Origin of the sequence: Arcicella aurantiaca (assembly GCF_003148625.1) — a bacterium.
Taxonomy (GTDB): domain Bacteria; phylum Bacteroidota; class Bacteroidia; order Cytophagales; family Spirosomataceae; genus Arcicella; species Arcicella aurantiaca.
In genome coordinates, this window is sequence record NZ_QGGO01000015.1 from 1 (window position 1) to 12,685 (window position 12,685).

Genomic DNA, 12,685 nt, shown 5'->3' on the forward strand with positions numbered 1-12,685 from the left:
CTAAAAGGATAGCAACTTGTTGATAGTCAAATTCAAAATCTTTAAAAAATGCTTGTATTCTTCTTTCATTTGACTCCACTTTTGAGTCAGTTGTAAAATGTAATCCAACTTCTTTGAATTGGACATTTCTACTTTTTATGATACCGAGAGTGAACTCTGAAATAAACGTTTGTCTGGCTAAATTCTTGGCTAATGGGATTTCTGAAAATAAATTTTTAATTTTGCTACTGATGATATTTTTCATTAAAGGGCTGGTTTTGTTGCTTGAGAACTACAAATTTCAGCCTTTTTTTATTAATTCTAATTTTTCATCGGGTAGAGTAGAGTAAATTATTCGATATTATGATTATTTTAAATAAGTAGTTTTCATTTCTTGCAACAATAAATTATATCATGGAAAAAATACCATTTCAAACAATTGATTGGTCTAATGTACCAAAAACAGAACATATAGGCGAAACTGGCACTGCATATTGGCAAACTTTAGCATTTGATACCCTCAGAATACGTTTGGTAGAATATTCAGCAAACTATATTGCAGACCATTGGTGTCAGAAAGGACATATTGTACACTGTTTAGAGGGAGAATTTATTAGTGAGCTTGAAAATGGAGAAAAATTCATCTTAACGAAAGGAATGTCTTATGTAGTTTCAAATAATTTAAGCTCACATCGTTCTATTTCAACTGGAAGTGTAAAGCTATTAATTATTGATGGCAATTTTTTAAAAGAATCATCTGGTTCAAGCGTCCTCGCTTGAACCTCATTCTACGAGATTCATATCTCGCCCTCTGGCTCAAGCGTCCTCGCTTGAACCTCACTATACAACAAGATTCATATCTCGCCTAAATGAAAAACATTTTCGTTTCAAGCGAATACTCCATTTGGTTCAAGCGAGGACGCTTGAACCAGATGGAGTATTCGCTTGAAACTCACTCTACAAGATTCATATCTTGCCTAAATGAGTAAACTATTTCCAATTCAAGCGAGGACGCTTGAACCAGATGAAATGTAATACAGACAAAAAACTTCTAAAAACAATATCCTAAACTCAAACCTCCCCACATCTGAAAAGGCTCGGTGGCACTTGTCAATATTAAAGGCGTTATTCCAATTTTAAACATAAAACCGCCATCTAAAGGTTGTAAACGATAACCTGCGGTAGTGGTAATTCCACCAAATCCAAAGCCAGATTTATTAAACTCTTGCCCACCAACTTTACTATTTGCACCTGCTGACACCAACAAAGGACCAGCTCCTAATTCAAATCTACCATTTTTCCCATTTCCTGCTAAATAGTTAATCATTACAGGAATAAAAGCTACGCCAACACTCACATCTGTGGCTTGTCCACTGCTATTTACACCAGACCCTTTACCAGAAATGTACCCAAACCCTAATCTACCTGACCAATGGTCTGCAAAACGGTTTTCGTAATTAATGGAATACAAAAGTGCATTTCCTCCTAATTCAACATAAACAGCATTTTTGCGATAGTCTTGAGCTTTAGAGATTTGAACAATCATCATCAATAGTAGAGGCAAAATTAGTTTTTTCATAAATGTAAAATTGTTTAAATTAATAAATATATTTCTGCGAAATTAAACAAATTTAAACGATTAACACATTACAATATTAATTCTTATTGATAAAAAGTGATACCCAACAAAACACAATACGAACTACCAATTGATTAACATTGCTATCCTTTAATATTCGTAGGTTTTTCTCCAATTTAGAAAGAACAACGACAAACAAAACTTTCAAATTTTAAATGGGTAATTTACGGTTCATGTATTCAAATCAACAATTCATAATAGCTCAACAACACTTGATAAATCCAATTAAAATGGTGTTGAAAGCTTGAGTAATTTTGAGCATTGATTATCGAAAACATTAACAGTCATGAAAAAAACATACATTATTTCAAGTTTAGTATTGTTATTAAATCTATCCATTTCAGAACAAACTTTAGCACAAGGCTTTTTTCAAAAACTTAAAGAAAAAGCAGAAGCCGCTACCAGTGGAATAGGCGGTGAGGGTTCTGCTCCAAGAGCCAGTAAAGCTCTTTATGAAAAACAACAAACTGATGCAGCCAAAAATGTTTTAGAAAATAAAGGTGTTACAAAAGATAAATATGGCTTAGGGGGGATTTACTACACTCGTGAATTATTTGTGTGTGGTTCTCAGGAAGGAAAGCCCGACAAAGCTATTGGTAAGTTTTTGGTCAGTTTCGAGAAAGAACAAAATGCTGTAAAAGTAAAACTCACGCCAAGTTATAGCATTGAAGAAAATATCCCAACTCTTGTATTAGGTCGTAATGATTATCCTGCCGACTTAGTGTTAAAAATCAGTTCTGCTATTAACCAACCACGTTTTGACGCTACCTTGAGCAATGGAGCATTTTATGGTTTTTATGCTAAACAAAGAGTGGTAAAAGATGGCTCTTACGTAAAAGAAAGTAAAGAAACTTTAGCTAATTGTTCTGGTCTTCACTGTGTTTTAATTGAGCCAGGATTAATTTTAGTAACTCAGGGAAGTGGCTTGTATTATATTCCTAAAAATGGAAGAGATGCCGACGACGTTACTAAGGAAAAAATGGAGCCTGTAATGGTACTTTACGCAAAAGATAAAGAAGCTAAAGCCAAAAGCCTAACCGACGAACAATTATATGAAATGCTCATAACACACCAAAAGGCTTTTCAAAAACGTGATGATTTAAAAATTGACGGTCAAAAAGAGGCTGAAAAAGAAATTAACGCAGCCAATGCACATCTATTTAATGGCGGTGGAAGTAGCAGTTCAAAAAGTAGCTCTTCAAAAGAAAGTAGCTCAGAAAAAACTTTTCGTATAGAATTACAAAACCTTACTGGAGACGATGTTTATTATACTGTAAAAGGCATGAGCAACACTTTAAAAAGAATTGGTAGTAAAATGATTCAATCAGAAGCTGTTAAAGCAGGGGTTACAATTGTTACTAAAAGTGGCAATACTATCGCAGCTATCACAGAAAGTACAAAACCGAGTACAAGATTTAAAATACAATAAATACACAGTCAAAGACCTTCATTAAATAATTGTTAGTAAAATCAGGGTATAAGTAAATGGTGTTCAAGTTGTGGCAAATGTTATTCGCCACAACTTTTTATTTAAAATCTATTGATACAAAACCGCCTTATCAACTTTTGCAGGTAAAGGTCCTTTGGTTACTAATTTCAAAGCCGCTAAATTTCCGCCTGCATTGGCACAAACCTCTACGGATTTTCCTTCTGTCCAAGCCGTTAAAAAACCTGCCCAAAAAGCATCTCCTGCTCCTGTGGCGTCAATTACGTCAATTGGTTTTACACCTAAATGTATTTTGTGTGTACCCTTTTCGAAGGAAATCGTTGAGCCGTCACCTCCTTTTGTGAAGCAAACTAAATCTGCCCCCATTGCATGAAAATCTTGAATTACTTGTTCTTCAGATACTTTATGTCCATAAATTCTTTCGGCATCGTCTTCGCTCAATTTTATCAAAGCATTATGCGAACAATACGCTGAAATTGTTTCCCAAGCCTGTTTGCGGTCTTGCCAAATTTGAGGTGCATAATTGGCGTCTAAACTTACCCGACACCCCAAAGCATTGGCACGTCTTGCGGCATCTACAATCGCACTTTGAGCTGGGTCTTGGCTTAAAGCAAAACAAGTAGTATGAAAAATGGCTGATTCTGCCAATAAATTATCTGGAATATGATGCGACTGAATCATACGGTCTGCTGTGCGGTAAGCGATAAAATCGGGCGTTCCTTTCGTGCGAGACACGATGACGATACTTGTCGGCTGGGTTTCATCTGTGACTACGTGACTAATGTCAATGCCCGTTTTGGCAACTTCATTTTTCAAAAAAACACCTAAATTATCATTGCCAACGCAAGAAACAATGGCTGAACTCATGCCCAAACGAGCCATATTTGCCGCCATATTGGCTGGACTTCCTCCTTGAAAACGTTCAAAAGTATCGGTATCTAAAATGCTATTATGAATTTCAGTTCCGATAACATCAACTAATAATTCTCCAACGGAAAGCAGTGCATATTTTTTCATGTATTGATATAAAAATGGTTTGTTTATGCCTGCAAATTAATGATTATTCTGTAAAACTTTCTAAATCATCAACTTCCATTTCAAATCTATGAAAAATATTCAACAATTCATTTTAGCTACTTTTTCTTCATGAAGCTTTTTAAACTTACGGTATCTTTTGAAAATTTGTTTATTTTTAAAGAGGTCGAAGCGATTTTTTGACATATAGCAGAGCTACATTGACAAAAATGAATGAAGACATCTTTAAATAATAGGCAATTAGTAGCGAAAGTTTAAACAGTTTCTTCAACTTGTTTTTGGGTTTTCTAAAATCCCAAAAAGTTTTTTTGCCCTCTCAATAAAACAACATTTACGCAAACAAGCTGATACTTGGCGACAATTTACAGAAAGGATTCCTGTGGTACTTCAAAACGAAAAGGCGTTCAAATTAACTTGAACGCCTTTTTTATATTTTTCACACAAAACTACTCTTCTAATTTTTCGTTTTGATTTGGTAATGTAAATGTGAATTTATCTTCTAAAAATTCGTCGATAGCCAAAGATGTTGGTTTTGGTAAACGCTCATAGAATTTAGAAATTTCGATTTGCTCACGGTTTTCGAAAATTTCTTCTAAGTTATCCACAGAAGAAGCGAAATCTGACAATTTATTATTCAATTCTTCTTTCGATTTCAATGCAATTTGTCTGGCACGTTTCGAGATAATCGCTACGGCTTCATAAGTATTGCCTCCTGCTTTGATAGCTAATTCAGCTACATTTCTGGTAATGATTGATGGATTTGTTGCCATTTTATTTTTAAGGTTTTAGGGGTTGGGAATTAGGGGTTAAATTTTAACGATACGGATAAATTAAGATTTCAAAAACTTTTTTACCACTTATCACTAACACCTAACACCTAACATCTAACACCTTTTTTACTGTTTATCTGCTGCCCCAACTTTGGCAGTATTTGATTTTTCTTTATCACGAGCAGCCTTGTATTCGGCTTCTAATTTCGCAATTCTTTCACTTTCTTTAATACTTACATCGTACAATTTCTCTGCTTTTTTCAAGAATGCACTTTGTGGATATTTATCAATCAAAGCCTCATAATATTTAACGGCTTCTTCATAACGTTCTCTTTGTTTACTTTCAATGGTACTTTGAGCTAAGTTATATTGGGCTTGTACTTTCAAAAACGCCATTTCTTCATTGAATTCAGAATCAGGATATTCTTTTTGAAAATTACCAATTTCAATAACTGCCGACTTCAACGTTGCAATGTTGAATGAACTTGTTTTGATATATAATTTAGCTTTTTCGTAAGCTTTTTTCTCAAGTTTTACCCTCAAAGATTTAATCAATTCAGAGGTTTCATCTCTAAATTTACTATCAGGGTAGTTATTGATAAAACTTTGTAACTCATTTATAGCAGTAATCGTTCCACTTTGGTCAAGATTAAAGTCGGGCGAGTTTTTGTATAAAGAATACGCAGACATATAAACTGCCTCTTCGTAATATTCACTACGAGCGAAAGTTTCTGCAAATCTTTTAAAATGGAAATTGGCTGTTTCATAACTTCCCATGTGATAATCACAATAGGCTTGGTAGAAAGTCGCTACTTCTTGTTGGTCTGTTCCCGTCAGAATTGGCAATAACTCTTCAAAAAGGATACTTGCTTTGTCGTATTGCCCTTTTTTGAAGAATCTGACTGCTGCTTCATACTTTTTCTTCTCGTCAGTCATTTTTCTGATTTTCTCAAAATTGCTACAAGCAGATAAAGTTACGGCAAACAGTATAAACAATAAAAATTTATTAGTTCTGTACATAAGGGTACAAAGTTAAGTAAAAATTGGTAGATTGGAAATCAAGCGTTTAAGTATTCTCAAATTTCGTCATTAAAACGCATAGAAAATGGTAGTTTATATGCCTTTTAAGAAAATTTAACAAATCGGAGGTGCGAGGTAGTTATGAGGTAGTAGGTATGAGGTATGAGGTATGAGGTAGTAGGCATGGATTGGTTGCTATAATTTATAACTAATAACTAATAACTAATAACTAATAACTGATAACTGATAACTGATAACTGATAACTACTACCTCATACCTAATCACCACTTCTTTGGAAAAATGCGGATAGTTTTTTAATTTTCGTTAGAATAAAACCAATTTTAAAACTAATGAATTCAGGAAGTTTAAAATCTCGCCTTATTGTTGGGCTAATCATGGCGGGAATCGCTCTTTTCTCGTATTACTCAAAAATGCAAGTGAATCCAATCACGGGAAAACGCCAAGCCGTAACACTTACCCCGCAACAAGAAATAGCGATGGGTTTACAATCGGCTCCGCAAATGGCGGCAGAGTTTGGCGGTTTATTCAACAATCAAGAAGCCCAAAATCAAGTAAAAAATGTGGGAATGAAAGTGGTAACCAATTCTGATGCCGCAAAATCTGAATATCAATTTAATTTTCATTTATTAGCAGACCCAGAAACGGTTAATGCCTTCGCTCTCCCTGGAGGACAAATTTTTATAACTGTTGGTTTATTAAAAAGATTGAGTTCTGAAGACCAATTAGCAGGTGTTTTAGGTCATGAAATCGGTCACGTTATTGGTCGTCATTCTGCACAACAAATGGCTAAAGATGAATTAACTAACGGGCTTTTAGGGGCAGCAGTTGCCGCAACATCAGACCCATATAGCCCTAATAATTCGGCAGCAATTGCTCAATACGTTGGCAAAATGATAACTATGAAATATGGTAGAGATGATGAATTAGAAGCAGATAAATTTGGCGTAAAATACATGATTGAGTCTGGGTATAATCCAGAAAAAATGATTGAAGTAATGGAGATTTTGAAAGCGGCTTCGGGTGGTGGCGACCGTCCTTCTGAATTCCAAAGCACTCACCCCGACCCTGACCATAGAATTATTGAAATCAAAAAGGCTTTGGAAATATATAAAAAGACAGGAAAATTGGAATGGTAAAATCTTAAACTTTTCAAGAAAAGCTGAACATAATAATTCTACTTTGTCTCTTTAAAACTTGCCCTTAAAAGAGCCGTAGGCTCGGGAGATTTGGTAGCCCCGAAATGTATTTCGGGGAAATAACAAAAATTGAATCAAAGCTCCGTAAGAACAGTATATTTAAAGGATTGTTTATATAAACTAAACCGTTCCTACGGAACTCAATGGCTTGTTTTGTAATTTTCACCCCGAAATGAATTTCGGAGCTACAAGATGGGTCAAGCCTATGGCTTTTTTAAGAATGTCAAGACAGAATTAACGTGTTCAGCTATTAGTTTGAGAAATGGTTAAATATTCCTACTTAATATTTTCTTGAGAAACCCACTCGTCCCATTCATTTCCAAAGCCTTCATAATGTATATAATGTAAGCACGAAAACTTTTTGAGAATTTTGGCAGGATACCATTTATCATCGTCTTTGTAATATACTTTTACAGATGCCCCTACCGCAAAATCTTTCTTACAAACAAAAGGTTTCAGTCGAGATGCTTCTACCCAATCCGTTTCATCATTGGTATAACTATAAAAACGTACTTTAAATAGCCCTTCTTTATTAACAGAAGTGATAAAACCTAACCAATCTTGTTCTTCATAATTTACTAAAACTCTTTCTCCAATTCTTGAATTTTTCTTCTTCGTAACATTACTCGCAACAACCCAATTTTTCATGCTCGTAGGAATGTAATTCGCAGATTTTTGTCCTTCTACAATTGCCATTTCTTGGTCTATATAATTGGCGAGTTCGTTTAAAGTAATTGCTCCATCATTGTCTGTATCTACAAAACTTTGTCCTTGTAAACCATATAAAAGTGCGTTAGAAAAAGTCCAATTTCCTGTCGAAACATCTTTAGGTACGACGGAATTTAAGGCTACAAAATTTTTACTTTTATACTTCTGAGCTTCTAATGACAAGCCTCCAGAATTACAACAATCGGCAGTAAAAAAGGCAGTATTTCCCGCAAAGTTTTCGTTGACAGTTTTTACAATTTCCTCCGCAGACCAATCCGCCCCTTGATAATTAGCAAAACAAACCTGCTTTTTATCGTTTTTATAACCATGCCCACAATAATAAAACAAAAGTATATCGTCCTTCTTAGCTTGTTTTAGAAAAGGAACGAAGGCTTCTCTAACAGCTTTGGTTGTGGCTTGTTTATCACTTATGTACAAAATTTGATTTTCGGGAGTACCATTTTCTCTAAAAAACTTCAAAATTTTGTTATCAAGACGGTCTTTTTTCTCGAAAGAAGCAAAACTGTTGGCGTCTTTCCACTCCAAAACACCTACCATAAAAACCCAAGTTTTGCCAAAACCTGTTTTAACCTGAGCTTTCATAAAAGAATCTGAACAAATACATAATAGAATAATTAGCAGTAGTTTTTTCATTGTTGATTGTTGAAATAAATTATCATTTTGCAAATTTATTATTTTAATTTTCAAAAATAACTATCTCAATACCTGACAGATAATTACAACACTATCGTTATTTTTACTTCAGAGAGTAGAATTATTCCTCATCCCCCTCTTTATTATTTAAACTGTAAAAAAACCTTTCCAATACTATGCAATTATCCAAAAAACTACGCTACGGAATCCCTACTATTTTATTGGGAGGAGCATTGTTTTCATCGGCTTATCAAAAATCTTCTACCAGTCGGTTTATCAATCATTATGTCGATTCTGTTTTGACTGAATCCCAAAAACGTTTACCAGAGAATTCATTATCGGGCGTAAAAATGGCAGATGGTTTAGAAGTAAAAACCTTTGCAACTGAACCAATGTTAATGAACCCAACAGATATTGAGGTAGATGCTCGTGGGCGAGTTTGGGTTTTAGAAGCGTACAACTATCGCCCTGCTATTACGGGAAATCCAACCCATAAAGAAGGTGATAGAATTGTTATTTTGGAAGATAAAGACGGCGACGGAAAAGCTGACATTTCTAAGGTTTTCTATCAAGACCCATCACTGAATGCTCCTTTGGGAATTGCCGTTTTGGGCAATGTCGTAATCGTTTCACAAAGCCCTTATGTTTGGAAATTAACTGATACTGACGGCGACGATAAAGCCGATAAAAAAGAAATTCTCTTTCAAGGCATGGAAGGTGAACAACACGACCACGGTATGCACGCCTTTGTTTTTGGTCCTGATGGAAAACTGTATTTCAATTTCGGAAACGAAGGGCGACAATTAAAAGATGCCAAAGGAAATGTAGTTAAAGACCAATTTGGCAAAGAAATTTCTCCTAAAAATTATCAAGAAGGCATGGTTTTCCGTTGCAATTTAGACGGCTCGGAAGTGGAATGTTTGGGCAATGATTTTAGAAATAATTATGAAGTAGCAGTAGATTCTTACGGAACCATGTGGCAATCGGACAATGATGATGATGGTAATAAAGGTGTGAGAATTAACTACGTGATGGAATACGGAAGTTTTGGTTATAAAGACGAAATGAATCATGCTTCGTGGAATGTAGAACGTACCAATATCGAAAGCGAAATTCCAAAACGCCATTGGCATTTGAATGACCCCGGTACAGTTCCAAATTTATTACAAACAGGCTCAGGTTCACCAACAGGCATGATAGTTTATGAAGGAAATTTATTGCCGAAAACTTTTCAAGGACAAATGATTCACTGCGAACCTGGGCATAATGTGGTGCGTTCGTATCCTGTACAAAAATCGGGTGCGGGTTATTCTGCTGAAATTGTGAATATTATGAAACAGGAAAAAGACCAATGGTTTCGTCCTGCTGATGTTTGTGTAGCTCCAGATGGTTCATTAATTGTAGCAGATTGGTACGACCCCGGCGTTGGCGGTCACCAAGCGGGCGACCAAGTGCGTGGACGTGTGTATAGAATTGCCCCTCCAAATACGCCTTACAAAGTTCCTGCAATGGATTTATCAACCCCAGCGGGTGCAGTTGCATCTTTACAAAGCCCAAATGTTGCAACTCGTTATTTAGCTTGGCAAGCTTTAGAGAAATTCGGCAAATCATCAGAAAGCGAGTTACTCAAAGTATATAATTCTGATAATCAACGCATGAAAGCTCGTGCATTTTGGGCATTGTGCAAATTAGTTGACGGAAAAAAATATACAGAATTAGCGTTATCAGATGCTAATCCAGACATGAGAATTGCAGGATTAAGGGCAGCTCGTCAATTGAAATTAGACGTAATTTCATACCTAAAAAATCTTGTAAAAGACCCAGACCCACAAATTCGTCGAGAATGTGCGATTGCTTTACACGGAAGTAAATCAGCCGAAACTCCAGAACTTTGGGTAACTTTAGCAACGCAACACGACGGAAAAGACCGTTGGTATTTAGAGGCTTTAGGTATCGGAGCTTCTGAAAATTGGGACGCTTGTTTTGCGGCATATCTTAAAAAAGTGGCTGACCCAACCCAAACAGAAGCAAGTCGTGATATTGTTTGGCGTGCCAGAACAAACGAATCAATTAAGTTTTTGGCAAGTTTAGCAACCGATGCTAAAACAGATTTGAAAGACCGTTTACGATATTTCAGAGCCTTTGATTTTAATAAAGGGAAATCAAAATCTGAAACTTTATTAGCCATGTTGAAGGGAAATTCAGCAGAACAAAATCAGATTAATAAATTAGCTTTAAGTCATTTAGACGCTGATTTTGTAAAAACATCGCCCGTTGCGAAGGAGGCTTTGACTAAATTAATGGCAACACTTGGCAGTAAAGATTTTGTGGTAATGCAACAACGTTATCGTTTATCAGAAGAAAATAATCGTTTGATGACGATGATTGAAAAAGGAGAAATGACTCGTGAAGCAGGCGACATTTTAGTGAATTCTCCCGAAGGCTTAGCCATGATGAAAGCAGTCATTAATAATCCTAAAAAAGAAGATTTAGCCATCAAAGTATTAGGAAGTATTCGTGGAAATGGCGGAAAAACGTCATTAGATTTATTGCAATCTATCATGTTTGACAAAACAAAATCAATGGCGATGCGTAAAGAAAGCACCCGTTTTTTAGGCGGTAGCATGAGTGGTGAAGATTTAATTTTGGCACATTTGAAAGAAGGTAAAATTCCTAAAGATTTTATTCCTTTTGCCGTGGAAGGTGTCAGTAGAGCTTGGAGACGAAATGTAAGAACAGAAGCTGCCAAATATTTGGGAAATACAAGTGGAACAACGAAAAGTAAACTTCCTCCAATGGCTGAATTAGTAGCAACAACAGGTGATGCTAAAAAAGGTATTGAAGTGTTTGCGGCGAACTGTTCAGTATGTCATCAAGTAAATGGTGAGGGTATGGATTTTGGACCTAAATTATCAGAAATTGGCTCGAAATTACCTAAAGAAGGACAATACTTAGCCATCATGTATCCAGATGCAGGTATCGGTTTTGGTTATGAAGGTTGGGAATTAAAAATGAAAGACGGTTCAACTTTAACAGGTATTATTTCGTCAAAAACCGAAACGGATTTAGTATTAAAAATGCCGGGAGGAACAGTTCAAAACTTGAAAACAAGTGCTATAAAATCAATGAAAATGATAAAAAACTCCATGATGCCAACGGGTTTGATGGACGGGATGAGCAAAGACGAAGCCGTGAACTTGGTGGAGTATTTGATGAGCTTGAAACGGAAATAAATAATAAATTATCTCAAAACCATGCTAAGAAGAGAATTTACCAAAAGTATCATGGCTGGAACAGGACTTGCTTCTATTCCAACATTGACAAACGCTACTCCGAGTCAATCGCTTACCAACCCACAACCTGCTTTCAAACTAAAATTTGCTCCGCATTTTGGAATGTTTGAAAACTCAGCAGGGAAAGACGAAATCGACCAACTGAAATTTATGCACGAAATGGGTTTCCGAGCTTTGGAAGACAATGGGATGATGGGAAAATCACCCGAATTACAAACCAAAATCGGCGAAACAATGGCTAAATTAGGTATGTCAATGGGTGTTTTTGTGGTTGGTTTTGATAATTGGCCTCCTAAAAGTACGCTCGCTACGGGAAATAAAGAATGGAGAGAGAAATTCTTGGCTAAATGTCGTGAAGCTGTTGAAGTTGCTAAACGTTGTAATGCTAAATACATGACGGTTGTTCCGGGGAATTTCCAAAGAGATTTACCGATGGGAATCCAAACGGCAAATGTCATTGAATCTTTACGTCAAGGAGCAGCCATTCTTGAACCACATGGCTTGACGATGGTACTTGAACCGCTTTCGGATAATCCAGATTTATTTCTTCGTCATTCAGACCAATCTTACATGATTTGTAAAGCCGTAAATAGTCCTGCTTGCAAAATTTTATTTGATATGTGGCACATGGTAAGAAATGAAGGACGCATGACTCAGCACATGGATTGGGCTTGGGACGAAATTGCGTATTTCCAAATTGGAGATGAACCGGGGCGTAATGAACCTACAACGGGCGAAGTGAATTATAAGTTTTTATTCAAACATATTGCAGAAAAAGCCAAAGCGACTAACCGTGGAGAGTTTATATTAGGCATGGAACACGGAAATTCTATCAAAGGAAAAGAAGGCGAAATGAAATTAATTGAAGCTTATCGTTGGAGCGATTTGTCTTAAGCAGTAAGCAGTAAGCAGTAAGCAGTAA

At 35.9% G+C, this 12,685-nt stretch carries 11 protein-coding genes; 5 read left to right on the plus strand and 6 right to left on the minus strand.

Annotated features, from left to right (window positions below):
- On the minus strand, positions 1-244 hold a 244-nt coding region (locus tag LV89_RS14345; RefSeq protein WP_374755147.1), incomplete at its 3' end, for a hypothetical protein.
- A 149-nt stretch (positions 245-393) separates the two neighbouring features.
- On the opposite strand from LV89_RS14345, the gene LV89_RS14350 reads away from it, so the two are divergent.
- Entirely contained in the window at positions 394-759 is a 366-nt protein-coding gene (locus tag LV89_RS14350) for a DHCW motif cupin fold protein (protein ID WP_109743604.1), read from the plus strand.
- Positions 760-1,030: 271 nt separating this feature from the next.
- Here LV89_RS14350 and LV89_RS14355 read toward each other — a convergent pair whose 3' ends face one another.
- The gene (locus LV89_RS14355; RefSeq protein WP_146199165.1) at positions 1,031-1,558 is read right to left on the minus strand and encodes a hypothetical protein; all 528 of its coding nucleotides are present in this window, start codon (positions 1,556-1,558) and stop codon (positions 1,031-1,033) included.
- Positions 1,559-1,904: 346 nt separating this feature from the next.
- On the opposite strand from LV89_RS14355, the gene LV89_RS14360 reads away from it, so the two are divergent.
- Positions 1,905-3,047: a hypothetical protein gene (locus tag LV89_RS14360; protein WP_109743606.1), complete on the plus strand. Its 1,143-nt coding sequence runs from the start codon at positions 1,905-1,907 to the stop codon at positions 3,045-3,047.
- Positions 3,048-3,155: 108 nt separating this feature from the next.
- On the opposite strand, the gene LV89_RS14365 is transcribed toward LV89_RS14360, so the two are convergent.
- The 3 genes from LV89_RS14365 to LV89_RS14375 form a co-directional block, all read right to left on the minus strand.
- A complete protein-coding gene (locus tag LV89_RS14365) occupies positions 3,156-4,082 on the minus strand; it encodes a carbohydrate kinase family protein (RefSeq protein ID WP_109743607.1) in 927 nt (308 codons plus the stop codon).
- A 464-nt stretch (positions 4,083-4,546) separates the two neighbouring features.
- The gene (locus LV89_RS14370) at positions 4,547-4,870 is read right to left on the minus strand and encodes a DNA-directed RNA polymerase subunit omega (RefSeq protein WP_109743608.1); all 324 of its coding nucleotides are present in this window, start codon (positions 4,868-4,870) and stop codon (positions 4,547-4,549) included.
- A gap of 126 nt (positions 4,871-4,996) precedes the next feature.
- The gene (locus LV89_RS14375) at positions 4,997-5,890 is read right to left on the minus strand and encodes an outer membrane protein assembly factor BamD (RefSeq protein ID WP_109743609.1); all 894 of its coding nucleotides are present in this window, start codon (positions 5,888-5,890) and stop codon (positions 4,997-4,999) included.
- A gap of 351 nt (positions 5,891-6,241) precedes the next feature.
- Between LV89_RS14375 and LV89_RS14380 the strand changes: the two genes are divergently transcribed.
- The gene (locus tag LV89_RS14380; protein ID WP_109743610.1) at positions 6,242-7,048 is read left to right on the plus strand and encodes a M48 family metalloprotease; all 807 of its coding nucleotides are present in this window, start codon (positions 6,242-6,244) and stop codon (positions 7,046-7,048) included.
- A gap of 336 nt (positions 7,049-7,384) precedes the next feature.
- Here the strand turns inward: LV89_RS14380 and LV89_RS14385 are convergent, their stop codons facing one another.
- Entirely contained in the window at positions 7,385-8,470 is a 1,086-nt protein-coding gene (locus LV89_RS14385) for a Tudor-knot domain-containing protein (protein WP_109743726.1), read from the minus strand.
- Between the two features lie 176 nt (positions 8,471-8,646).
- Here LV89_RS14385 and LV89_RS14390 point away from each other — a divergent pair, with 176 nt between their 5' ends.
- Together LV89_RS14390 and LV89_RS14395 are read left to right on the plus strand one after the other, a co-directional pair.
- The gene (locus tag LV89_RS14390; protein ID WP_109743611.1) at positions 8,647-11,703 is read left to right on the plus strand and encodes a PVC-type heme-binding CxxCH protein; all 3,057 of its coding nucleotides are present in this window, start codon (positions 8,647-8,649) and stop codon (positions 11,701-11,703) included.
- Positions 11,704-11,724: 21 nt separating this feature from the next.
- On the plus strand, positions 11,725-12,657 hold the full coding sequence (locus LV89_RS14395) for a hydroxypyruvate isomerase family protein (protein WP_109743612.1): 933 nt from the start codon (positions 11,725-11,727) through the stop codon (positions 12,655-12,657).
- Positions 12,658-12,685 lie beyond the last annotated feature (28 nt).